Genomic DNA, 21,506 nt, shown 5'->3' with positions numbered 1-21,506 from the left:
ATTGGTATGCGCCAGGGGCGATTCTTCACCGGATGGCGTCTGGCGCAGCCGGTACGGTCTTCAGCCCTCGCCCCGCGCGGGCAAGATAGATGCCGGCCGCCATGATCAGTGCGATGCCAGCCATCGCGATCGCGTCGGGCGGCCTGCGGAACCAGAAGGTGCTGAAGGCCACGGCCAGCAGCAGCTGGAAGTAGTTGAGCGGCGCCAGCGTGGAGGCCTCGACGCGCTCGAAGGCGGCCAGCAGCAGCCATTGCGCCGCGGCGCTGCAGGCGCCGCCCGCGAGCAGCAGCGCCACGTCGCCCCACGGAGGCTGCTGGGCGGGCAGGAAGAAGGGGGCAGGAATCAGCGTGGCGACGAAGCAGACCAGCGCGGTCCAGGCGTATTGCACCGGGCCCGCGACCAGGCCCGCGAGCCGCCGCGTGAGCAGCTGGAAGACCGCGTAGCAAACGGCCGCCACGGCCATCAGCACCGTGCCGAGCAGAGGCAGGTCGGCGCCCGGCCGCACGATCAGCAGCATGCCGCCAAAGCCGACCGTCACCGCCACCCAGCGGCTGCGCCGCAGCTGCTCGCCGAGCAGCCACGGCGACAGCGCCACCATCAGGAGCGGTGCGGTGAAGTAGATGGCCGTGGCCTCGGCCAGCGGCATCCAGATGAGCGCCGTCATGAAGCAGGTCGCCACCGTCGCGAGCATCAAGCCCCGCAGCAGCAGCAAAGGCTTTTGCGGCGTGCGCCATATGCGCAGGTCGCCATGGCGCAGCAGCATCGCAAAGGCAATGCCGCTCACCGCGACGTAGCGCATCACGTTGACGAAGGGCGCCGGGTAGAACTGCAGCATGTATTTGCAGAACGCGTCGTAGGAGGCAAAGGCCACCAGCGCGCAGAAGAACAGCGCCACGCCGGCGCTTTTCGAGCCCGCCGGGCGCAGTGCGAGAGCCGTGGCTGCGGTGCTCATCGCGCGGCCTGGAAGCCCCGCAGGAAATTGTCGAGCGCGGGGCCGATGGCCTCCACCATGTAGCCGCCTTCCTGCACGACCACGGTCGGCAGTTTCAGCGCGCCGACGCGCTCGCCGATGTGGCGGTAGGCGTCGAGGTCGAGCTTCAGCACGCTGATGGGGTCGTCCTTGTAACTGTCGAAGCCGAGCGCGAGCACCAGCGCCTTGGGCGCGAATTCGCGCAGCGCGGCCGCGCCTTCGTCCACCGCCTGCAGGAACACCGCGTTGTCGGCGCCGTGCGCCAGCGGCAGGTTCAGGTTGAAGCCTTCGCCCGCGCCCACGCCGCGCTCGTGCGCATAGCCGGTGTAGAACGGGTAGTAGCCCGAGGGATCGGCGTGCGTCGACACGGTCAGCACGTCGCCGCGCGCATAAAAAATGTTCTGCGTCCCGTCGCCGTGGTGCGCATCGACGTCGAACACCGCCACGCGGCCGTGCCGCTCCCACAGCCGCTGGGCCGCGATGGCGCTGTTGTTGATGTAGCAGAAGCCGCCCGCGCGGTCGCGGTGCGCGTGATGGCCCGAGGGGCGGCACAGCGCATAGGCCGCGTCGCCGCTTTCCAGCACCGCATCGGCGGCCGCCACCGCGGTGTGCGCCGAGCGCAGTATCGAGCGCCAGGTGTGCGGGCCCAGCGGGCACGAGAGGTCGCTGATGTAGTAGCCCGTGCGCGCCACCAGCGATGGCGAGGGGCACGGTGCGCGCGCCACGCCCGGCGTCCCGTTGTAGTAGGGCGAAAGGTTCGGCAGCACCTCGATGCCGGGTTCCACGCCGGGCACCTCGAGCTGGCGCCACAGCGCGTAGGCCGTTTCCAGGTAGTCGAGGTAGTCGGTGCTGTGCACGGCCTCGAGCGGCGCGCGGCCGTAGTCCGGCGGCTCGGCCAGCGCAATGCCGCGCAGGGCCAGCGCGTCACGCAGCGCATGCGCGCGGCTCGGCAGGTCGGTCGGCTTGCAGATGCGGCCCAGCCGCATGAACTGCTGCGGGTCGTGCAGCAGCTGGTCGTCGGTGAAGAAGGCCTTCATGCGAAGGTTTCTTCGAACACCGCCATGGCGCGGCCGAAGCGCGCGAACATGTCGTCGGTCTGCTCGGCCGTGATGATGAGCGGCGGGCAGAAGGCGACGGAATCGCCCATGGCGCGCACGATGAGCCCTTGCGCCAGCGCGAGCTCGGCCAGCCTGGCGCCGGCCTTCTGCGCGGGATCGAAGGGCGTGCGCTTCCCGGGGTCGGCATACAGCTCGATGGCGCCGATGAGCCCGACGCCGCGCACCTCGCCGACGTACTTGCGCGCGGCGTGGTTCTGCAGCCCCTGCTGGAATTGCGGTGCCAGCGACTGCACGTGCGCGACGATGTTCTCGTCCTCGTAGACCTTGAGCGTCTCGAGCGCGATGGCGCAGGCGACCGGATGGCCGGAGTAGGTGAAGCCGTGGCCGAAGGTGCCGATCTTGCCGCTGTTGGCGGCCACGGCCGCATGCACCTTCTCGTTCACCATCACGGCCGAGATCGGCACGTAGCCCGACGACAGCGCCTTGGCCGCGGTCAGGATGTCGGGCGCGAGGCCGAAGGTGGTGGAGCCGAACATCTGGCCGGTGCGGCCGAAACCGCAGATCACCTCGTCGGCGATCAGCAGCACCTCGTACTTGGCGAGCACCTTCTGGATCTTCTCGAAGTAGGTGGCCGGCGGCACCAGCACGCCGCCCGCGCCCATCACGGGCTCGGCGATGAAGGCGCCGACCGTTTCGGGGCCTTCGTCGAGGATGCGCTGCTCGAGCGCAGCGGCCAGGCGCGTCGCGAAGTCTTCCTCGCTTTCGCCGGCCTCGGCGTAGCGGAAATGGTGCGGGCAATCGACATGCAGGATGCGGTCGATCGGCAGGTCGAAGTCGCGGTGGTTCGGCACCAGGCCGCTCAGGCTCGATGCCGCAACGGTGACGCCGTGGTACGCGTTGCGGCGCGCAATGATCTTTTTCTTCTCGGGCTTGCCGATGGCGTTGTGGTAGTACCAGACCAGCTTGACCGCGGAGTCGTTGGCCTCCGAGCCCGAGTTGGCGAAGAACACTTTGGACATCGGCACCGGCGCCATCGCCAGCAGCTTTTCGGCCAGCGCGATGGCGGCCGGATTGGAGCGGCCGTTGAACGTGTGGTAGTAGGGCAGCCCGTGCAGCGCATCGCTGCCGGCCTTGGCCAGGCGTGCGTTGCTGAAGCCCAGCGAGGCGCACCACAGGCCCGACATGGCTTCGAGATAGCGGAGGCCCTGGTCGTCCTCCACGAAGATGCCGTCGCCGCGCTGGATCACCAGCGGACCGACCTGCGGATGCGTGGCAAGGTTGGTGAAGGAGTGGAGATGCGCGGCGATGTCGGTGGCGGCGTTTTCCGCGTGCGTGCTTGCGTTCATGAAGACGGTTCCGGTTTGGGGGAGTTCAGTAGCCGCGGGCCAGGTCGACCTGGTTGGCGGGGCGCCGGCCCTGCCGCACCGCCGCGAGGTTGCCGAGCGTCTGGCGGGCGATCACGAGGCTGTCGGTGCGCGTGGCGATGTGCGGCGTGACGAGGATGCGCGGGTCGCCCCAGAACGGATGGTCCGGCGGCAGCGGCTCCTGCGAAAAGGCATCGAGGGTGGCCGCCGAAAGCTGGCCCGCGTCGAGCGCCGGCTGCAGGTCGGCCTCGACCAGATGATCGCCGCGGCCGACGTTGATCAGGTGCGCGCCGCGCGGCAGCTTTGCGAACAGCGCGGCATCGAGAAAGCCGTGCGTCTCGGCTGTCAGCGGCAGCAGGCACACCAGCGTGTCGCACCCCGAGAGAAATTCGTCGAGCTGCGCCGCACCGTGGAACCCAGCGACGCCGGACGGCAAGGATTCTTTCGCGCTGCGGCTCCAGCCACGCACCTGGTAGCCGATGGCGGCCAGCGCCTCGGCGCAGGCCATGCCCAGCGTGCCGAGGCCGGCGATGCCGACGCGATGGTGGCGCGGCGACACGACTGGCTGCTCTTCCCATCGGCGGGCCTGCGAACTCGCGACGTAGGCTTGCATGCCGCGGTGCCGCTGCACCACGGCCCAGCAGACATAGGCCTTCATGCCGGCCGCCATGCCGGTGTCGACGATGCGGCACAGCGGCAGATGGCGCGGCAGCTGCGCATCGGCCGTGATGTGCTCGATGCCCGCGGCCAGCGACTGCACGAGCCGCAGCTTCGGCATCTGCGCGAGCAGGCCGTGCGGCGGAAACCAGCAGACGGCCGCATCGATCTCGTCCAGCGCGCCGAGCGCATCGAGGTTAGTGCCCAGGCGCAGGTCGATGCCCGGATGGGCCTCGCGGAAAGCGACGGCGAGGTATTCCATGTCGAGCACGGCGCTGAGCAGCGCCACGCGAGGCGTGCCGGCCTTGTCGTCCGGCGCCATCACGCGACCAGCGCCTCGGCCGGCGATGCGGAGGACACCAGCCGCGGCACCGCTTCGATCAGCTTGCGCGTGTAGGCGTGCTTCGGATCGCCGAGCACCCTGTGCGTCTCGCCGTATTCGACGACCTCGCCGCGCTGCATCACCGCGATGTGGTCGCACATCTGGCCGGCCACGCGCAGGTCGTGCGTGATGAAGACCATCGCAAGCTGGAACTGCTCGCGCACCTGCGCGAAGAGTTCGAGCACCTGCGCCTGCACCGACACGTCGAGCGCCGACACCGGCTCGTCGGCCACCAGCAGCTCGGGCTGCATGGCGAGGGCGCGCGCAATGCCGATGCGCTGGCGCTGCCCGCCCGAGAACTCGTGCGGATAGCGCTCGGCCGCGTCGGGGCCCAGGCCCACGAGCTTCAGCAGTTCCATCGCGCGTGCCATGGCTTCGGCCTTGCCCACGCCCTGCGCAATGGGACCGCCCGCAATGGCCGCGCCCACGCGGTGGCGCGGGTTGAGCGAGGCGTACGGGTCCTGGAACACCATCTGGATCTTGCCCGCGGCCTCGCGCCGGAAGGCCGGGCCCTGCGACAGGCTGCGGCCCTTGAAGAGGATGCGGCCGCTGTCGAACGGCGAGAGCCCCACCAGGCAGCGGCCTACGCTCGATTTGCCCGAGCCCGATTCGCCGACCAGCCCCAGCGTTTCGCCGCGGCGCAAGTCGAAGCTGACGTTCTTCGCGGCCTGCACCGAACGGCCGCGCTTGAAGAGGCCGCTGCCCGAGGTGTAGGTCTTGCACAGGTCCTGCACCTGCAGCACGCGCACGATCTCGCCGGTGGGGGTGTCGCGCTCGGCATTGCCGGTGGGAATGGCCGCAATCAGCTTGCGCGTGTAGGGGTGCTGCGGCGCATCGAGCACCTGGCGCACCGGCCCGGCCTCGACCACCTTGCCGGTCTGCATCACGACCACGTGATCGGCGATTTCGGACACCACGCCGAAGTCGTGCGTGATGAACAGCACCGCCGTGCCGCGGCGCTGCTGCAGCTCGCGGATCAGCGCGAGGATCTGCGCCTGCGTGGTCACATCGAGCGCGGTGGTCGGTTCGTCGGCAATGAGCAGCACGGGCTCGAGCACCAGCGCGCAGGCGATCATCACGCGCTGGCGCTGGCCGCCCGAGAGGCGGAACGGATAGGCGTCGATCAGCAGCTCCGGGTCCGGCAGCCCCACATCGGCCAGCGCGGCCAGGATGCGGCGCCGCTTCTCGGCCACGGGCACGCTGCCGTGCGCGTCGAAGACCTCGCCGATCTGCTCGCCGATGCGCATCACCGGGTTCAGCGCCGTCATCGGCTCCTGGAACACCATGCCGATGCGCCGGCCGCGCAGCTCGCGCATCTGCGGCTCGGTGAGCTGCAGCAGGTCGCGGCCCTCGAACAAGATCTGCCCGGCCACGGGCTCGACGTGCGGACGCGGCAGCAGGCCCATCACCGCGTTGGCGATCATCGATTTGCCCGAGCCCGATTCGCCGACCACGCACAGCGTCTGCCCCGGCAGCACCGACAGCGTGGCGCCGTCGACGGCCAGCGCGCGGTCCGCGCCCTTGGGCAGGCTGATGCCCAGGTCGACGACGTCGAGCACCGGCTGCACCGGCTTCATGGGTGTGACGGTGGCGCTCATTTGCCCCTCCCGTCGAGCCGCGTGTTGAGCCCGTCGCTCAGGCCTTCGCCCACGAGGTTGAGCGCGAGCACGGTCAGCACGATGGCCAGGCCGGGAAACAGCGCCATCCACCAGGCCTGGCGCAGCACGGTGCGCGCCGCGCCCACCATGTAGCCCCAGCTCATCTGGTTCGGATCGCCCAGGCCGAGGAAGCTCAGGCTCGACTCCAGCAGGATCGCGGTGGCCGTCATCAGCGAGGCCATCACGATGATGGGCGACATGGCGTTGGGCAATATCTGCGTGAGGATGATGCGCGGCGTCGACTGGCCCGCAAGCAGCGCGGCCTGCACGAAATCGCGCTGGCGCAGCGTGAGGAATTCGCTGCGCACCAGCCGCGCCACGGGCGGCCACGAGACGATGGCAATGGCCACCACGATCGAATTGACCGAGGGCTGGAAGATGGCCACCAGCACGATAGCGAGCGCGAAGCTCGGCACGGCCTGGAAAAGCTCGGTGAAACGCATCAGCGCCGCGTCGATCCAGCCGCCGAAGTAGCCGGCGATGGCGCCGAGCGTCACGCCGATGAGCAGCGCCACCACGGTGGACACCAGCCCGATCAGGAGCGAGATGCGCGCACCGTAGATCACGCCCGAGAGGATGTCGCGGCCCAGCGTGTCGGTGCCGAGCGCGAAGCCGGGCTCCGTCCACGGCCGCAGGAACGGCTGCTCGACCATGTTCCACGGATCGTTGGTCGCGACCGACGGGCCGACGATCGCCACCACGGCCACCAGCAGCAGCACCGCCATGCCGAGCACGGCGCCCTTGTTGCGGCAGAAGCGCCGCCAGAATGGACTTTGCAGCAAGGTCATAGCTCTATCCGCGGATCGACCAGCGTGTAGACGAGGTCGGTGATGAGGTTGAACAGCACGGCCATGGCCGCGGTCACCAGGAAGGCGCCGAGCAGCAGGTTGTAGTCGCGCTGCAGCAGCGCGTCGAACATCAGGCGGCCGATGCCAGGCCAGGCGAACACGGTTTCGGTGAGCACCGCGCCGCCGATCATTCCGCCGGCCTGGATGCCCGCGAGCGTGACCACCGGCAGCAGCGCGTTGCGCAGCACGTGCGCGCGCAGGATGCGGCCGGGCTTTACGCCCTTGGCACGCGCGGTCTTCACGAAGTCCATCTGCGCCACCTCGAGCATGGCGGCGCGCGTCATGCGCGCATACACCGCCATGTAGAACAGCGCGAGCGTCAGCGCCGGCAGCACCAGGTGGCCGGCAATGTCCCAGGCCAGCGCCAGGCCGGTGGCGCCGGAGCCGACGGTGCTGAAGCCGAAGCCCGGCAGCCAGTCGAGCTGCACCGTGAACACCAGCACCGCCATCAGCGCGAGCCAGTAGAGCGGCGTGGCATAGAAGATGAGCGCCACCACGGTGATCGAGCTGTCGACCCAGGTGCCGGCCCGCCGCGCGGCCAGCGCCCCGAGCGTGATACCGAACAGCAGCGACAGCGCAAAGGCCGTGCCGGTGAGCAGCAGCGTGGCCGGCAGCCGGTCCATGATGAGCTTGAGCACCGGCTGCTGCTGGCGGTACGAGAAGCCCAGGTCGAGCTGCACCACCTTGCCGACGTAGGTGGCAAGCTGCGTCGTGATCGGCTGGTCGAGCCCGAACTGCGCGCGCAGCTGGGCCACGAACTGCGGATCGGATGCGCCCGCCTCGCCCGCCAGCACCGACACCGGGTCGCCCGGCGCGGCGCGCACCAGCATGAAGTTGACCGTGGCGATCAGCAGGATCGCCAGCAGGCCCTGCATCACGCGGCCCAGCATGAACTGCGTGCGTTTCATCGGCAGCCTCCATGGCTGCGCGGGAGCGGTGCCGCCATCATCATCATGCGACCGTCGCGGTGCCCAGGCTGTCGTTCAGGCCGATGCCGGATGTGATCAGGTTGCCAAGCTTGGTGCGGTACAGCGTCGGGAAGTTGAGCTCGTGCAGCCAGGCCACGGGCACCTCGTCGAGCAGGATCTTCTGCACCTGCAGGTAGATGGCCTTGCGCTTCTCGGGGTCGGCCTCCTTGGCGCCGGCGTCGAACAGCTCGTCCACCTTCGGGTTCGAGTAGCCCTCGACGTTGTTGAAGGGCGAGCCCTTGGCGATGTTGCTGGTGGTGTAGTTGCGCGCCACGCCCAGCGCCGGGTCCCCGTACTGGTACACGTAGGTAAAGGCGAGGTCGTAGTCCCACTCGTTGAGCTTCTGGTTCCAGCCGGCGACGTCGGTGGCCACCAGCTCGACCTTGATACCCGCCTGCGCCAGGTTCTGGCGCAGGATCTCGGCCGAGCGCGCCCACGTCTCGCCGTAAGGCAACGGCAGCAGGCGCAGCGTCTCGCCCTTGTAGCCGGCTTCTTCCAGCAGCTTCTTCGCGGTGGCCACGTTGCGCGGGTACTTGGCCACGTCGGTGCTGTGGAACTTGATGTTGCTGTTGAACGGCCCGGTGGCGGGCTTGGCGAAACCCTGCCATGCGATCTTGGCCATGGCTTCGCGGTCGATGGCGTACATCACCGCCTGGCGGAACTTGACGTTGTCCATCGGCGCCTTGCGGTTGTTGAGCCACAGCCATGAGTGCGGCGCGAAGAACTCCCAGCCCTTGGTGGTGACCGCCACGCCCGGCAACTTGGACAGCCGCAGCACGTCGAAGTATTCGACCGCCCCGCCCGGCACCAGGTCAACCTTGCCCGACTCGAAAGCCGCCGCCCGCGAGGCCGCATCGGGAATGACATGGAAATACACGCTCTCGACCAGCGGCACGTCCTTGACGTGGTACTTGTCGTTGGCCACGAGCTGGATGTACGAGCCCTTGACCCATTCCTTGAACTTGAACGGCCCGGTGCCGATGGGCGTGGCGTTGGCGGGGTTGGTCGCGAAGTCGGTGCCTTCGTAGATGTGCTTCGGGATCATCGGCATGCTGCCGACCTCGAAGATGCCGATGAACGGGCCGAAGGGGTACTTGAGCTTGAACTCGACCGTGAGCGGGTCGAGGGCCTTGATGCTTTCCACCGACGCCAGGTTGGCCCGCAGGCGTGCATGCGTCTTGCGCAGGAACACGTCGGCCGAGAACACCACGTCGGCCGAGGTGAAGGGCTTGCCGTCGTGCCAGGTGACGCCGGGCTTGAGCTTGAAGGTGTAGAGCGTGCCTTCCTTGTTGACGGTCCACGAGGTGGCCAGCGAGGGCAGCGGGTTGATCTTCTCGTCATAGCGCAGCAGGCCTTCGTAGATGTTGCCCGAGATCATCTGCGTGGGGCCGTTCTGCGTGATGCCCAGCATCAGCCCCGGCGGCTCGGGCTGCACGACGGCGTTGATCACGCCGCCTTTCTTACCCGCGGCGAGCAGGTGCAAGGGAACGCCTGCCAGCGTCAGGCCGGCGGTGGCAGCGGCACCCATCTGGATGAGATTGCGACGTTTCATGTGCGGAAACTCCTTGTGGCTCTGTGCGAGCGGGTGGGGACAAAGAAACAGAAACGGGAACGGAAGAACGCGGGCGCCGCGCACGGCGCCCGGCTCAGTCGCGGTACGACGTGGCGGGAAGCGGATCGATGCGTTGCAGCAGCGCGCGCCATTCGCGCGCGTTCGGGTCGGGCTGGCCCGGCTGGCGCACGCTGTCGCCGCTTTCGTACTGCTGCGCGGTCTTTTCGCAGACCTCGGACGGCACGGGGTAGACCGGCTGCCCGCTCGAGGCAATGGCCACCTGCACGCGGCAGGCGCGCTCCAGGTTCAGCATCAGGATGAAGGCCTCCGACACCGTGCGCCCGAGCGTGACGAGGCCGTGGTTGCGCAGGATCAATGCGCGCGCGCTCGGCCCCAGGTCGGCCACCAGGCGCTCGCGTTCGTCGGCGTCGAGCGCGATGCCTTCGAAGTCGTGATAGACCACGCGGTTGTAGAACTGCAGCGCCCACTGGTTGCACGGCTGCAGGCCGCCCGCCAGCGACGACACCGCCACGCCCGCCACCGTGTGCGTGTGCAGCACGCAGGCCGCGTCGTGGCGTGCCGCATGCACGGCGCTGTGGATGGTGAAACCGGCCGGGTTCACGTCGTAGGGCGAGTCGTCGAGGATGCGGCCCGCCAGGTCGATCTTGACCAGCGACGAGGCCGTGATGTCCCGGAACAGCGTGCCGAAGGGGTTGATCAGGAACTGGTCTTCGGCCCCCGGCACACGCGCGGAGATGTGCGTGTAGATGCTGTCGTCCATGCCGTAGTGCGCCACCAGGCGGTAGGCGGCGGCCAGGTCTTCACGCACCTGGCGCTCAGCGTCGGAAACGGGTGGGGCCTTGCGGCCCACTGCCTGCAATTGCATATCGCGTTCCTTTTTTCAGCCCGGCAGAAAGCGCCGCGCCTTGATCGAGGTTCATCGGATCGACTGTGCAAACTGTCGACAGTCAACTCGCGACAGTCTTAAGCAATATGCAGGCCCGCGTGATGGGGTAAGCCCTTGGTGAGGGGCGTCGACGGGCGGAAAACGGCGCCGGCAAAGGGCCGGCGCAGAAAAAAGAACGCCGCGGGCACCGGGTGAAGTGCGCGCGGCGGTGATGCCGGATGGGACGGTCGTGCGCCATGAGGGCGCCGGGTGCACCAGGGTGCACCGGGAAAATGCACCTCCCTCAGCCCAGGCGCCCTTCTTCGCGCAGCCGCGCTCCGATGCGCCGGATCTCGGCCTCGCCCTGGTCGAGCGCCGCCTTGCTGGTGTGCACCGAGTAGCGGCCCATCACCAGCTCGTGCGGGTGCCTCACGGCCGAGCCCAGCACGAAGTCCGTGTCGCCGCGGGCCACGAAGTCGATGGCCGCGCCGGATTCCTCGAACACGGCGAGTTCGCCGGTGGCGATCGGGTCGCCGCCGCTGTCGCCCGCATCGAGCTGGCCCGCGTTGATCGCGACCCAGCCCACCGTGTGACCGGCGGGCGGCGTGTAGCGCCAGTGCTCGCCGTCCTTCAGTTGCACGGCCAGGTAGTTCATGGGCGCGGGCGCCGGAATGGGGCTCTGCGCCGCGCCGTAGCGGCCGAGCAGCACGCGCGCCGGGCCTTCTCGCGGCACCTGCGAGGGCGCCAGGTAGATGCTTTGGGCCGGCGCGTTTTCTTCCGCGGCCGGCAGGGCCACCCAGAGTTGGAAGCCCTGCACGCGCTTCGTGCCCGGCGCGGGCGCACCGTCGTGCCACACGCCGTTGCCGGCGCGCATCCACTCGACGCCGCCGGCCGGCAGCACGCCTTGCTCGCCGGTCGTGTCTTCGTACACCGTGTCGCCTTCGATCAGCCACGTCAGCGTGGCAATGCCCGAGTGCGGGTGAATGCCGAACCCCTTGCGGCTGCCGGTGGTGTCGAAGCCGAACAGGTCGAGAAACACGAAGGGCTTCAGAAACTCGCCCAGGTCGCCGGGGCTCATGAGCCGGATGATCGGCCCGTGCTGCGAGCCGCGCGTCCGGTAGACGATGGGGCGGGCTTCTTCGGTGATGGGGGTCGTGGCAACGGCGGTGGTCATGGGATGCTCCTGAATCGATAGAAGAAGAGGAAGAAGCGATCAGGCCGCCCTGGCCGCCTGCCGCGGCACGGGCCGCAGGCGCCAGGTCACGAACACCGAAAGCAGTGCGAGCACGACGGCTGGAGCGGGGCTGCCGCCGATCAGCACCAGGTGCGTGGCCACGGCGCCGGCCATGGTCGCGGTCAGCAGCAGGCCGCCGAGGAAGCCGGTTGCCGGCACCAGCAGCAGCACCGCGCCGCCGACTTCGACCACGCCGGTCACATAGCGGAACCACTGGCCGAAGCCGATGGCCTCGAACACCTGGACCATCTGCGGTGCGCCGGACAGCTTGGCGATGCCGGCGGCACCGAAAGCCAGCGCCAGAAGGATGCGAAGACCCCAGACGATGCGGCGCTGGGTCGGGGAAGTGAGAGATGAGGAAGTCATGGGGAGTAGGTTAGGGTCGCACCCATTGATCGACTAGACAGCAGAATCGGATTGCACTCGTCCACCGAAAGAAGGAATTGCCGCCATGCTCGACCTCAACGACATCGCCATGTTTGTGCAGGTGGTGCGCCACGGCAGCTTTGCCGAGGCGGCGCGCCGGCTCGGACTGCCGCCCAACACCGTGAGCCGGCGCGTCCAGCAGTTGGAAGCGCAACTGGGTACGCGGCTGATGCAGCGCTCCACCCGCAAGCTCACGCTCACCAGCGCGGGCCAGGCTTTTCATGAGCGCTGCGCGGGCGCGGTCGACGGGCTGGTCGAGGCCGGACAGGAGCTGATCACCGGCAGCCAGGAACCCAGCGGCCTGGTGCGCGTGGCGGCCACGGCCGACTTCTTCGATTTCTTCCCGATGGAATGGGTCGCCGACTTCCTGGCCGCGCATCCGCTGGTGCGCGTGGATTTCGTGCTCAGCGACGCCAAGGCCGACCTGATCGCCGAGCAGATCGACATCGCCTTCCGGGGCGGCGCGCTGCCCGACTCAGGCTATGTCGGCCGCAAGCTCATGAGCGCGCGGACCGACGGCATGGTGGCCAGCCCCGCATACATCGCCGCGCGCGGTGCGCCCGCCACCTTGCCAGACCTGGTGAACCACGACTGCATCACCTCGCCCCATCCCAGCGGCCGCGCCTTGTGGCGCCTGGCCGGCCCCGGCGGCGTGGAAGAAGAAGTGCAAGTGACGGGCCGTTTCACCGGCAACACCGCCCAGGCGCTGCGCAAGGCCGCACTCGCCGGCCTGGGCGTCGCGCTGCTGCCGCCCACCATGGCCCGGCTCGACCTCGAAGCCGGCCGGCTCGTGCGGGTGCTGCCGCAGTACCAGCGCACGGGGCAGGGGCTGAGCGTGCTGTATCCGAGCCGGAAACACCTGCCGCTGGCGGTGTCGGCGTTCATCGGGATGGTGATGGAGAAGCTGAGTGGGGTGGAGGGGCTGCCGGAGATGTTGCGGGTGGCGAAGGCATAGCCCCACCGGCCGGCCGATTTGCACAGAAAATGCCCCGCATGAAAATCGAAAAAGACACCGTCGTCACGCTCAAGTACAAGGTCGCCGACGCCCAAGGCAAGCTCATCGAAGCCAGCCCCGAGCCGATGGCCTATCTGCATGGCGGGTACGAGAACACGCTGCCCAAGATCGAGGAAGCGCTCGATGGCAAGGAAAAGGGTTACCAGACCACGCTGCATCTGGCGCCTGAAGACGCCTTCGGCCTGCGCGACGAGTCGCTGGTGCGCAGCATTCCCAAGGCCGACTTTCCGCCGGGCGTGAAGGTCGGCGGGCAGCTGGAAGGGCGGCTCGACGACGGACGCGAGCACCTGTTTACCGTGATGAAGATCAAGGGCCCGGTCGTTCTGCTGGACGGCAACCATCCGTGGGCCGGCAAGGCGCTGCGCTTCAGCCTCCAGGTGACGGACGTGCGTGCGGCGCTGCCGGTGGAGATCGAGCATCGGCATGTGCATGGGGCGCACGGGCACCATCACTGACCGTGCGGGGTCAGCTGCCTAGCTCTGCTTTTTCTTGTTCCAGAACCGCGGCGCCTTCTCGATCTTGCCCAGCGCCTTGCGGCACGCTTTCGCGCCCGCATCATGGCGTGCGCTGAACCAGCCGACCGCAAACCACGCGCGGGCATCTCGCTGGGTGGCTTCCCGATAGAGCGCGAGCGCCACCGCTTCGTCGTTGAACTCGCCCAGCGCGTCTTGCGCCGGGCGCAGCCGCTCCAGGTAGCGCTCGGCGGCTGACTTTTTTTTATCGTCCGCATCGGCGAACAGCGGCGCCACGAACTCGGCGAGATAGCGCAGGCGCTTGAGCCGCTTGCGCGTGCGGTGCTGGTCTTCGGAAGCCAGCGACTCGAAGCGCCGGCCATCGCGCACGATCTGTTCATGCAGACGCCTCAAGCGCTTGCGCAGAGAGCGGCGCGCATCGCCGGCCTCCAGCGGCCCCGATGGCGAGGGGGCTTGTTCGGATGCTTCGGCGCCACCTTTGGGCTCGGCTTCCGCGGCCGTCATCGCGGTGAACCCGATCAATGAAACCAGCACCGATTGAAATGCCGGCGCGCGCACGACCTCACCAGGCGAAGGCGCGTGGGCCGCTGCCGCATCGTCGCCGGCCAGCGGATCGAACTCGGGCGCGCCCGCGTCTCGCAGTTGCGGCTGTGCCAGCTTTAGCACCTGCTCGCGGTCGCGCAGCACGCCCAGCGCGCGAAAGGCCTCGACCAGCGGCGGCTCCCATTCGGCGCCGTTGAAAAGATCGGTACGTTCGTCGAGTCCCGCCAGTTCACGCAGCGCCGTGCGCAGGCGCCGGATGCCGATGCGCAGTTGATGGATCTGCTCCTCGTCGCTGCTGCCCGCGGCAATTTCGCTGGCGTTGGGCAGCATCTGCGCGAGGCATGAGGCGACCACGGCTTGCTGGATGGCGCGGCCATCGAGCTTGTGGTCGTGTTTCTCTTCGGCAAAGCGCGGCGTCTCGGCTTTCACGGCCGGAACCACGTCGAGCTTTGCCAGCAGCCGCGCGCCGCGCTCGGCCTTGGAAACGGTGCTGAACCACAGGCCGTGCTGCTGCGACCAGCGGCGTGCGAGCGCGACCAGGCCCTGCACGTTGCCACGCTTGAGTTCGAGTTCCAGCTCGCACACCGGCGATTCGCGCTGCTCGGGCGTGCCCGCGTGGGCAACGACCTTGCCGACATCGAGTGCCAGCTCGACCACGGCGCCGCCGGCCCCGGTCGTGCGCACGTCGCGCGTGAGCCGCACGATGTCGGTGGACTGGCGCTCGACCAGCGGCGCGCCGCTCGCGGCCAGCACCTTGGCGAGCCGGTCGCCCACGGGCGTGCCCTGGTGGCGCTGCGGGTCGATGGCCGGCACCGCGCCGCTGCCCGCTGCGGCGCCAAGGTCGACGTTGTGTTCGAGCCGGTGCAACGCGTTGTCGCCCGTGGCCTTGGCGGTCTGCACCCAGCGCGGGCCTTCCTTGCGCAGCCGCAGCACGATGCCTTGCGCGGCCAGCGCCTGGTCGGCGGTGTCGAAGTAGCGCGCCTGCAGGCGGGTCCGCACCACGGTACCGCGCCGCAGGGCGGCCTCGACGGCTTTCAGGCGGCCCGCGGGAATATGAAACTTGAACTCGATTTCCATGACGGTCATGATGCCCGTCTTCGCCATGAGCACAACATCCGACCCCAAAGCATTGCTTGCCGCGGGCGCCGCCCGGTCGGCCAAGGCACTGGCCGCCAGGGAGCTGACCGCCGCGCAACTCTGCGAAGCCGCCATCGCCCGCATCGAAGCCCTCGATGGCGCGCTCAACGCAGTGGTGGTGCGCGATTTCGACCGCGCGCGGCGCCAGGCCGCCGACGCCGATGCGGCGCTCGCGCGCGGGGAGCGCCGGCCGCTGCTGGGCGTGCCGATGACGGTCAAGGAAGCCTTCAACGTCGCGGGCCTGCCGACCTGCTGGGGCCTTCCGCCGTTCCGCGATTTCGTTCCGCCGCATGACGCCGTTGCCGTGCAGCGCCTCAAGGCGGCGGGCGCGGTGATTCTGGGCAAGACCAACGTGCCGCCCGCGCTGGCCGACTGGCAGTGCGACAACCGGGTGTATGGCCGCACGCTGCACCCGCTCGACCCCTTGCGCACGCCGGGCGGCTCGTCGGGCGGCGGCGCCGTCGCGGTGGCCACGGGCATGGCGGCGCTGGAACTGGGCAGCGACCTGACGGGTTCGCTGCGTGTTCCCGCGAGCTTTTGCGGCGTGTACGCGCACAAGCCGAGCGCCGGGCTCCTGCCGACCCGCGGCTTCGCGTTTCCCGGTACCGAGGAGGCGCCGGCCGGGTTGCCTTCGGTGATCGGGCCGATCGGCCATTGCGCGGACGACCTCCTGCTGGCGCTCGGGGTGCTGGCCGGGCCCGACGCGGCCCATGTGGCAAGGGGCTGCTTCGCGCTGCCTGCGCCGCGCCGCACGGCCGCAAAGGAATGGCGCGTGCTCCTGGTCACGGCGCATCCAAAGGCCGCCGTGGCGGCGGAGGTGCGCGCCGCCATCGAAGGTGCCGGCCGGCGACTGGCGAATGCGGGCGCCTTGGTGGCCGAGGCATCCGATCTGCTGCCCGATCTGGCCGAGATCGGTGACACCTACGACCAGACCGTGCAGACCGTGCTCGCGCACGTCGAGCCGGGCGGCCGCTCGCAGATGTCGCTGCGAGCGTGGTTCGACCTGTTCGCCACGCGCACGCGCATCCGGGCGCAGCTGCGCGCGCTGTTCACGCAGTTCGACGCGGTGTTGTGTCCGGCGGTCGGCTGCGCGGCCTTCGAGCATGTGAGTGAGCCTGATTTTTGCAAGCGAACACTCACTGTCGATGGAGTCGAGACACCGTATGACGCGCTGGGCGCCTGGGCTGCCCTGGCGAGCCTGGGCGGACTGCCGGCCACGGTCGTTCCTGCAGGCTTCACGAAGGGCGGATTGCCGCTGGGCGTGCAGATCGTCGGTCCGTATTTCGAGGACCGCAGCACCATCGCCCTGGCCCGGTTGCTGACGGAGAACAGTGCTTGAAAAATAATGTGGACGCCGTCCATTTTCTTTGATATCTTTTGTGGACGGCGTACACAAAGCGCCGGCAAACACCTCCATCCAACCCTTCACCGAAACAGGAAGACAACCATGGCCAACAAGCAAATCTTCGTGAACCTCGCCGTCAAGAACCTCGAGAAGTCCAAGGCTTTCTTTGCCGCGCTGGGCTATACCTTCAACGAGAAATTCACCGACGCCAACGCTGCCTGCATGGTGATTCAGGAGGGCAGCATCCACGCCATGCTGCTGGTCGAAGACTTCTTCAAGACCTTCACCAGCAAGAGCCTCACCGACACCAGCAAGAGCACCGAGGTGCTGCTGTGCCTCTCGTGCGAAAGCCGGACCGAGGTCGACGAGATGGTGGCCAAGGCCGTGGCCGCGGGCGGCACGGTGCCACGCGAGCCGCAGGACTACGGCTTCATGTACGGCCACGGCTTCCAGGACATCGACGGCCACCTGTGGGAGCTGATGTACATGGACCCGAACGCCGAAGTGACCCACCAGAACGCGTGAGCCGCGGCGCTGAAAAAAAGCGAGAACGATGCCCATCGTTCCATATGCGCTTCTCACTGTTGCGCGAAAGGGGGCTTCCTTAAAGCGCGCGAGCCCCGATATTCCAAAGATCAGCGCCGCCCTGCGTTCGGCGGCGCAACCAACGGAAAGGAATACCGAGGTGTCCAGCAACAACATTGATGAAGAAGCCCGCAGCCCCGTCCTGCAGGTGAGCCCGCTCGGCTTTCCGTGGCAGACGATCGATCCGTTCCTGTTCTGCGTCTATCACGACGACGCCTATCCCAGGGCCAACGCGCGGATGGGGCCCGAGGCCTCGCTGGCGGGCCGCCAGATCGGCCAGGACTTCAGCCGCAAGGACGGCTGGAGCATGTACCACGGCGAGACGGTGCCGGGCTTTCCCTCGCACCCGCACCGGGGTTTCGAGACGGTGACCATCGTTCGCAAGGGGCTGGTCGACCATTCCGATTCGCTGGGCGCCACCGCGCGCTTCGGCGGCGGCGATGTGCAGTGGCTCACGGCCGGCAAGGGCATCGTGCATTCGGAGATGTTTCCGCTGCTCGATGCGAACGCGCCCAACCCGCTGGAGCTGTTCCAGATCTGGCTCAACCTGCCGGCCAAGAGCAAGATGGCCGAGCCGCACTTCACGATGTTCTGGTCCGAAGCGATCCCACGCTTTGCATCGGACGACGCGAAGGGCGGCCGCACCGAAGTCGCGGTGATCGCGGGCCGGTTCGGCGACGCTGCAGGCAACGGACAGGAACCGGCCACGCCCATTGCGCCGCTCGCGCCGCCGCCCGCTTCATGGGCTGCAAAGGCCGATGCCGACGTGGCGATCTGGACGCTCAAGATGACGCCCGGCGCCCAATGGACGCTGCCGGCGGCCGCGGGCGAAGGCACGCGGCGCATGCTGTATTTCTTCAAGGGCGCCGTCGCGCACGTCGCGGGCCAGCGCGTGGAAGGCCCGGCCGCCATCGAGCTGCGTGCCGATGCGTCCGTGGAACTGCTCAATGGCGACGGCGAAGCAAGCGAGTTCCTGCTGCTGCAGGGCCGCCCGATCGCGGAGCCGGTGGTGCAGTACGGCCCGTTCGTGATGAACACGCAGGCCGAGATCGGCCAGACCCTGGACGACTACCGCCGCACGCAGTTCGGCGGCTGGCCCTGGGACGATCCGGCACCGGTGCACAGCCGGGGCGCCGCGCGCTTTGCGCGGCACCCTGGCGGACGCGAGGAAACGCCGGGGGCCTGAAGCGCGCAGCCCCGGGGCCGCGTCAAACGGTCTTGAGGATCTCGGTGGCGGGAGCGGTCATGCTCGGCACGAACTCGATCACTTCGGTCGTCGCCACGCCGTTCTGCACGAACGGGTCGCGTGCCAGCACCGCCTCGAGCGCGGCCCGCTCGCCCGACCGCGCGAAGATCACGCCGCCCTTGCGCGGCACCTGGCGGCCCGAGGCCAGGAAGAGTCCGCTTTCATAGTGTTTTCTAAGCCACGCCATGTGCCCGTCCATCAAAGCATCGAGCTCTTCGAGGGGGCGGATGTAGGTGAGGGTGACGATGAACATGGCAAAAGCGGCAAGTGGATCGGGACTCCGATCCTATGGCCTGCCCGTGGCATTGCGTGACACCAGAAGTAACGGAGTGATCCAGTTTTTACGGCTTTCTGCTACCGTCTTTTCTACCGTTCCCACCGTTCGAGGAAAGTCTCCATGCCGCTTCGATCGCCGCCCCTTCTGCCACCCAGCTTCGTACCGCCGTACCTGCTGGACCGGCTGGCGGAACGTGCCAGCGCGCATGCCAGCGCACGGGCGGCCCAGACGCTGATGATCGACCGCGAACACCGCGGTCTTCGCGAAGCGACGGCCTCGAAGGGCGTGTCATCGGGTCCGGCGCCGCGCTACCTTCGGCGGGGCTCGCCCGCGCGCGCCATCCACGACGCGGAGCACGCGATGAGCCTGCCCGGCAGGCTGGTGCGCTCCGAAGGGCAGGCCGCCACCGGCGACATCGCCGCCGACGAGGCCTACGACTACCTGGGCGCCACCTACCGCCTGTACCACGACATCTACGAGCGCGACTCCATCGACGGCGCGGGCATGCCGCTGACCGGCAGCGTGCATTACGGCAACGACTATGACAACGCCTTCTGGAATGGCAGGCAGATGGTGTTCGGCGACGGCGACGGCGAAGTGATGAACCGCTTCACCATCGCGGTGGACATCATCGGCCACGAGCTCACGCACGGCGTCATCGACCACGAGTCGGGCCTGGTCTACCAGGGGCAGCCGGGCGCGCTCAACGAATCGATCTGCGACGTGTTCGGTGTCCTGGTCAAGCAGCACCTCTTGAAGCAGACGGCGCAGCAGGCCGACTGGCTGGTGGGGGCGGGGCTTTTCACCGCCAAGGTGGAGGCGCGCGCGCTGCGCTCGATGGCCGAGCCCGGCACGGCCTACGACGACCCGGTGCTGGGCAAAGACCCTCAGCCTGCCCATATGAAAGACTTTGTCGCCACGCGGCAGGACAATGGCGGCGTGCACATCAATTCCGGCATTCCGAACCGCGCCTTCTACCTCGCTGCCACGGCCATTCCGGGCCCGGCATGGGAGACCGCGGGCCGCGTCTGGTACGACACGGTGTGCGATCGGCGGCTGCGCCAGGACGCCGATTTCGAGGCCTTCGCGCAACTGAGCGTGGAGAATGCGGCCAGGCGCTTCGGCGCCGACAGCACGGTGCACAAGGCCGTTGGCGCCGCCTGGAACACCGTGGGAGTCACACCATCATGATTCAGCTTCCGCCCCTGGACCAGGCTTCGGTCGTGCGGGTGACGCGCGAAGGCGGCGTTGCCTACCTGCCGGGCCTTTCGCGCCCGCGCAGCTACCAGCTGGGCAACTGCAGCGAGGAACTGCGCCAGCAGATCGGAGAGGCGTTGCAAAGCGCTGCCCCGCATGCGGAAGAGAGCGGCGGCGGCCCCGGCTCGCCGGGCGGCGACCAGCGTTTCTACCGCGTCGAGCTGGTGATGCACAGTGCCACCGCCCATTCGGGTTCAATCAGCTTCGAGGTGCCCGAGACCGAGGCGCCCGAAGCGCTGGTGCACCTCTGGAAAGACGCCGCCGACCGCTGAACGCCCGGTCGGCCGGGCTTCAGATCAAAGCCCGCCAAGAACCGTCGAGGCCACCAGCCAGACGTTGGCCGAGCTGATCAGACCGAACAGCCCCCAGGCCAGCAGCTTGACCGGCGTGCCATTGGCAAAGCTGCCCATCAGCGCGCGGCTGCTCGTGAAGCGGATCAGCGGCCACATGGCAAATGGCAGCTGGAAACTCAGCACCACCTGGCTCAGCACCAGCATCTTGCCCACGCCGCCATCGCCGAACCACCAGACACCGAGAAAGGCCGGCCCGAGCGCCAGCGCCCGCGTGATCAGGCGGCGCTGCCAGCATGGGATCTTCAGGTCGAGAAAACCTTCCATGATGATCTGGCCCGCGATGGTTCCGGTGAAGGTCGAGCTCTGGCCCGAGGCGAGCAGCGCAATGCCGAACAGCGTGGCCGCGAACGCGCTTCCCACGATGGGCTCGATGAGGCGGTAGGCATAGTCGATCTCGGTCACTTCCACATGGCCGGTGCTGTGGAAGGCGCTGGCCGCCAGCACCATGATGGCCGCGTTGACCAGCAGCGCGAGCGACAGCGAGAACACCGCGTCGAAGGTGCAGAAGCGCACCGCCTCGCGGCGCGCCGCATCGGTGTCGGCCACCAGCCGGGTCTGCACGATGGACGAGTGCAGGTACAGGTTGTGCGGCATCACCGTGGCGCCGACCACGCCGATCGCGAGGTACAGCGCGCCCGGCTGCTGCAGCCGCTCGAAGCTCGGCGCAAAGCCCATCGCCACGCCGAACCAGTTGGGCTGCGACATCGCAAGCTCCACCACGAAGCAACCGGCGATGGTGCCCACCAGCCCGAGCACGATGGCCTCGACGCGCCGGAAGCCCGCGCCCTGGAGCCCCAGCACGAGCAGCGTGTCGAACGCCGTGATGGCAATGCCGACCGGGATCGATACGCCGAACAGCAGATGCAATGCCAGCGCACTGCCCAGCACCTCGGCCAGGTCGCAGGCCACGATGGCGAGCTCTGCGCCCAGCCACAAGAAGCGGCCGACGCGCGGCGAATAGTGCTCGCGGCAAGTGCGTGCCAGGTCTTTCTGCGCCACGAGGCCGAGCCGCACGCACAGCGTCTGCAGCAGCATGGCCGCCAGGCTCGCGAGCAGCACCACGAAGAGCAGGCCGTAGCCGAAGCGCGAGCCGGCCTCGATGTCGGTCGCCCAGTTGCCCGGGTCCATGTAGCCCACCGACACCAGCAGCCCGGGACCGGCGTAGCGCAGCAGCTTCTTGCCGAAGGGCAGGTCCTGCGGGACCGCCACGCTGCCTTTGACTTCGGAAGGGCAGAACGGCGCCGTGGCCGTGCGGGGCAGGGGAAAGAACAT

21 protein-coding genes are annotated in these 21,506 nt (G+C 68.4%); 7 read left to right on the top strand and 14 right to left on the bottom strand.

What is annotated here, in order from left to right:
- Nucleotides 1-25: 25 nt before the first annotated feature.
- From ACAM55_RS24785 to ACAM55_RS24735, 11 genes are all read right to left on the bottom strand, one after another.
- Entirely contained in the window at nucleotides 26-952 is a 927-nt protein-coding gene (locus ACAM55_RS24785) for a DMT family transporter (RefSeq protein WP_369654064.1), read from the bottom strand.
- Entirely contained in the window at nucleotides 949-2,007 is a 1,059-nt protein-coding gene (locus ACAM55_RS24780; protein WP_369654063.1) for a histone deacetylase family protein, read from the bottom strand. The genes ACAM55_RS24785 and ACAM55_RS24780 overlap by 4 nt, the downstream gene beginning before the upstream one ends.
- On the bottom strand, nucleotides 2,004-3,374 hold the full coding sequence (locus ACAM55_RS24775; RefSeq protein ID WP_369654062.1) for an aspartate aminotransferase family protein: 1,371 nt from the start codon (nucleotides 3,372-3,374) through the stop codon (nucleotides 2,004-2,006). Before ACAM55_RS24775 ends, ACAM55_RS24780 begins: the two co-directional genes overlap by 4 nt.
- Before the next feature lie 25 nt (nucleotides 3,375-3,399).
- On the bottom strand, nucleotides 3,400-4,371 hold the full coding sequence (locus ACAM55_RS24770; protein WP_369654061.1) for a 2-hydroxyacid dehydrogenase: 972 nt from the start codon (nucleotides 4,369-4,371) through the stop codon (nucleotides 3,400-3,402).
- Entirely contained in the window at nucleotides 4,371-6,029 is a 1,659-nt protein-coding gene (locus tag ACAM55_RS24765) for an ABC transporter ATP-binding protein (RefSeq protein WP_369654060.1), read from the bottom strand. The genes ACAM55_RS24770 and ACAM55_RS24765 overlap by 1 nt, the downstream gene beginning before the upstream one ends.
- Entirely contained in the window at nucleotides 6,026-6,877 is an 852-nt protein-coding gene (locus tag ACAM55_RS24760) for an ABC transporter permease (RefSeq protein WP_369654059.1), read from the bottom strand. The genes ACAM55_RS24765 and ACAM55_RS24760 overlap by 4 nt, the downstream gene beginning before the upstream one ends.
- Nucleotides 6,874-7,845: an ABC transporter permease gene (locus tag ACAM55_RS24755; RefSeq protein WP_124959184.1), complete on the bottom strand. Its 972-nt coding sequence runs from the start codon at nucleotides 7,843-7,845 to the stop codon at nucleotides 6,874-6,876. The genes ACAM55_RS24760 and ACAM55_RS24755 overlap by 4 nt, the downstream gene beginning before the upstream one ends.
- A 43-nt stretch (nucleotides 7,846-7,888) precedes the next feature.
- Entirely contained in the window at nucleotides 7,889-9,457 is a 1,569-nt protein-coding gene (locus ACAM55_RS24750) for an ABC transporter substrate-binding protein (RefSeq protein WP_369654058.1), read from the bottom strand.
- Nucleotides 9,458-9,551: 94 nt separating this feature from the next.
- Nucleotides 9,552-10,343 (bottom strand): class II aldolase/adducin family protein, encoded by a 792-nt coding sequence (locus ACAM55_RS24745; RefSeq protein ID WP_369654057.1) that lies wholly within the window; start codon nucleotides 10,341-10,343, stop codon nucleotides 9,552-9,554.
- A gap of 304 nt (nucleotides 10,344-10,647) precedes the next feature.
- Nucleotides 10,648-11,517 carry a pirin family protein gene (locus ACAM55_RS24740; protein ID WP_369654056.1) on the bottom strand — a complete coding sequence of 290 codons (870 nt, stop codon included), beginning with the start codon at nucleotides 11,515-11,517 and terminating at the stop codon, nucleotides 10,648-10,650.
- A 39-nt stretch (nucleotides 11,518-11,556) separates the two neighbouring features.
- Entirely contained in the window at nucleotides 11,557-11,943 is a 387-nt protein-coding gene (locus ACAM55_RS24735; protein WP_369654055.1) for a DoxX family protein, read from the bottom strand.
- Nucleotides 11,944-12,028: 85 nt separating this feature from the next.
- On the opposite strand from ACAM55_RS24735, the gene ACAM55_RS24730 reads away from it, so the two are divergent.
- Together ACAM55_RS24730 and ACAM55_RS24725 are read left to right on the top strand one after the other, a co-directional pair.
- Nucleotides 12,029-12,958, top strand: coding sequence for a LysR family transcriptional regulator (locus ACAM55_RS24730; protein WP_369654054.1), 930 nt, complete (start codon nucleotides 12,029-12,031; stop codon nucleotides 12,956-12,958).
- Nucleotides 12,959-12,996: 38 nt separating this feature from the next.
- Entirely contained in the window at nucleotides 12,997-13,473 is a 477-nt protein-coding gene (locus ACAM55_RS24725; protein ID WP_369654053.1) for a peptidylprolyl isomerase, read from the top strand.
- 18 nt (nucleotides 13,474-13,491) lie between these two features.
- On the opposite strand, the gene ACAM55_RS24720 is transcribed toward ACAM55_RS24725, so the two are convergent.
- Entirely contained in the window at nucleotides 13,492-15,138 is a 1,647-nt protein-coding gene (locus tag ACAM55_RS24720) for a CHAD domain-containing protein (RefSeq protein WP_369654052.1), read from the bottom strand.
- Between ACAM55_RS24720 and ACAM55_RS24715 the strand changes: the two genes are divergently transcribed.
- From ACAM55_RS24715 to ACAM55_RS24705, 3 genes are all read left to right on the top strand, one after another.
- Nucleotides 15,137-16,510: an amidase family protein gene (locus ACAM55_RS24715; protein ID WP_369654051.1), complete on the top strand. Its 1,374-nt coding sequence runs from the start codon at nucleotides 15,137-15,139 to the stop codon at nucleotides 16,508-16,510. The genes ACAM55_RS24720 and ACAM55_RS24715 overlap by 2 nt on opposite strands.
- Nucleotides 16,511-16,618: 108 nt before the next feature.
- Nucleotides 16,619-17,041, top strand: a complete 423-nt coding sequence (locus tag ACAM55_RS24710) for a VOC family protein (RefSeq protein ID WP_369654050.1) — start codon at nucleotides 16,619-16,621, stop codon at nucleotides 17,039-17,041.
- Nucleotides 17,042-17,069: 28 nt separating this feature from the next.
- Nucleotides 17,070-18,287 carry a pirin family protein gene (locus ACAM55_RS24705; RefSeq protein ID WP_369654049.1) on the top strand — a complete coding sequence of 406 codons (1,218 nt, stop codon included), beginning with the start codon at nucleotides 17,070-17,072 and terminating at the stop codon, nucleotides 18,285-18,287.
- Nucleotides 18,288-18,309: 22 nt separating this feature from the next.
- On the opposite strand, the gene ACAM55_RS24700 is transcribed toward ACAM55_RS24705, so the two are convergent.
- Entirely contained in the window at nucleotides 18,310-18,600 is a 291-nt protein-coding gene (locus ACAM55_RS24700) for a YciI family protein (protein WP_369654048.1), read from the bottom strand.
- Nucleotides 18,601-18,744: 144 nt separating this feature from the next.
- On the opposite strand from ACAM55_RS24700, the gene ACAM55_RS24695 reads away from it, so the two are divergent.
- Together ACAM55_RS24695 and ACAM55_RS24690 are read left to right on the top strand one after the other, a co-directional pair.
- The gene (locus ACAM55_RS24695; protein ID WP_369654047.1) at nucleotides 18,745-19,815 is read left to right on the top strand and encodes a M4 family metallopeptidase; all 1,071 of its coding nucleotides are present in this window, start codon (nucleotides 18,745-18,747) and stop codon (nucleotides 19,813-19,815) included.
- On the top strand, nucleotides 19,812-20,153 hold the full coding sequence (locus ACAM55_RS24690; protein WP_369654046.1) for a protealysin inhibitor emfourin: 342 nt from the start codon (nucleotides 19,812-19,814) through the stop codon (nucleotides 20,151-20,153). Before ACAM55_RS24695 ends, ACAM55_RS24690 begins: the two co-directional genes overlap by 4 nt.
- Nucleotides 20,154-20,177: 24 nt before the next feature.
- Here ACAM55_RS24690 and ACAM55_RS24685 read toward each other — a convergent pair whose 3' ends face one another.
- On the bottom strand, nucleotides 20,178-21,506 hold the full coding sequence (locus tag ACAM55_RS24685) for an Nramp family divalent metal transporter (protein ID WP_369654045.1): 1,329 nt from the start codon (nucleotides 21,504-21,506) through the stop codon (nucleotides 20,178-20,180).

Source organism: Variovorax sp. V213, assembly GCF_041154455.1.
Taxonomy (GTDB): domain Bacteria; phylum Pseudomonadota; class Gammaproteobacteria; order Burkholderiales; family Burkholderiaceae_C; genus Variovorax.
This window is presented reverse-complemented; position numbering and strand designations above follow the sequence as displayed.

What these genes read in the sequence shown, in the direction of transcription:
- ACAM55_RS24725 (WP_369654053.1), top strand. Translation starts at nt 12,997, where the DNA reads ATGAAAATCGAAAAAGACACCGTCGTCACGCTCAAGTACAAGGTCGCC.
- ACAM55_RS24700 (WP_369654048.1), bottom strand. Translation starts at nt 18,600, where the DNA reads ATGTTCATCGTCACCCTCACCTACATCCGCCCCCTCGAAGAGCTCGAT.
- ACAM55_RS24770 (WP_369654061.1), bottom strand. Translation starts at nt 4,371, where the DNA reads ATGGCGCCGGACGACAAGGCCGGCACGCCTCGCGTGGCGCTGCTCAGC.
- ACAM55_RS24690 (WP_369654046.1), top strand. Translation starts at nt 19,812, where the DNA reads ATGATTCAGCTTCCGCCCCTGGACCAGGCTTCGGTCGTGCGGGTGACG.
- ACAM55_RS24780 (WP_369654063.1), bottom strand. Translation starts at nt 2,007, where the DNA reads ATGAAGGCCTTCTTCACCGACGACCAGCTGCTGCACGACCCGCAGCAG.
- ACAM55_RS24760 (WP_369654059.1), bottom strand. Translation starts at nt 6,877, where the DNA reads ATGACCTTGCTGCAAAGTCCATTCTGGCGGCGCTTCTGCCGCAACAAG.
- ACAM55_RS24720 (WP_369654052.1), bottom strand. Translation starts at nt 15,138, where the DNA reads ATGGCGAAGACGGGCATCATGACCGTCATGGAAATCGAGTTCAAGTTT.
- ACAM55_RS24745 (WP_369654057.1), bottom strand. Translation starts at nt 10,343, where the DNA reads ATGCAATTGCAGGCAGTGGGCCGCAAGGCCCCACCCGTTTCCGACGCT.
- ACAM55_RS24695 (WP_369654047.1), top strand. Translation starts at nt 18,745, where the DNA reads ATGCCGCTTCGATCGCCGCCCCTTCTGCCACCCAGCTTCGTACCGCCG.
- ACAM55_RS24730 (WP_369654054.1), top strand. Translation starts at nt 12,029, where the DNA reads ATGCTCGACCTCAACGACATCGCCATGTTTGTGCAGGTGGTGCGCCAC.
- ACAM55_RS24705 (WP_369654049.1), top strand. Translation starts at nt 17,070, where the DNA reads ATGCCCATCGTTCCATATGCGCTTCTCACTGTTGCGCGAAAGGGGGCT.
- ACAM55_RS24775 (WP_369654062.1), bottom strand. Translation starts at nt 3,374, where the DNA reads ATGAACGCAAGCACGCACGCGGAAAACGCCGCCACCGACATCGCCGCG.
- ACAM55_RS24765 (WP_369654060.1), bottom strand. Translation starts at nt 6,029, where the DNA reads ATGAGCGCCACCGTCACACCCATGAAGCCGGTGCAGCCGGTGCTCGAC.
- ACAM55_RS24710 (WP_369654050.1), top strand. Translation starts at nt 16,619, where the DNA reads ATGGCCAACAAGCAAATCTTCGTGAACCTCGCCGTCAAGAACCTCGAG.
- ACAM55_RS24685 (WP_369654045.1), bottom strand. Translation starts at nt 21,506, where the DNA reads ATGTTCTTTCCCCTGCCCCGCACGGCCACGGCGCCGTTCTGCCCTTCC.
- ACAM55_RS24755 (WP_124959184.1), bottom strand. Translation starts at nt 7,845, where the DNA reads ATGAAACGCACGCAGTTCATGCTGGGCCGCGTGATGCAGGGCCTGCTG.
- ACAM55_RS24750 (WP_369654058.1), bottom strand. Translation starts at nt 9,457, where the DNA reads ATGAAACGTCGCAATCTCATCCAGATGGGTGCCGCTGCCACCGCCGGC.
- ACAM55_RS24735 (WP_369654055.1), bottom strand. Translation starts at nt 11,943, where the DNA reads ATGACTTCCTCATCTCTCACTTCCCCGACCCAGCGCCGCATCGTCTGG.
- ACAM55_RS24740 (WP_369654056.1), bottom strand. Translation starts at nt 11,517, where the DNA reads ATGACCACCGCCGTTGCCACGACCCCCATCACCGAAGAAGCCCGCCCC.
- ACAM55_RS24785 (WP_369654064.1), bottom strand. Translation starts at nt 952, where the DNA reads ATGAGCACCGCAGCCACGGCTCTCGCACTGCGCCCGGCGGGCTCGAAA.
- ACAM55_RS24715 (WP_369654051.1), top strand. Translation starts at nt 15,137, where the DNA reads ATGAGCACAACATCCGACCCCAAAGCATTGCTTGCCGCGGGCGCCGCC.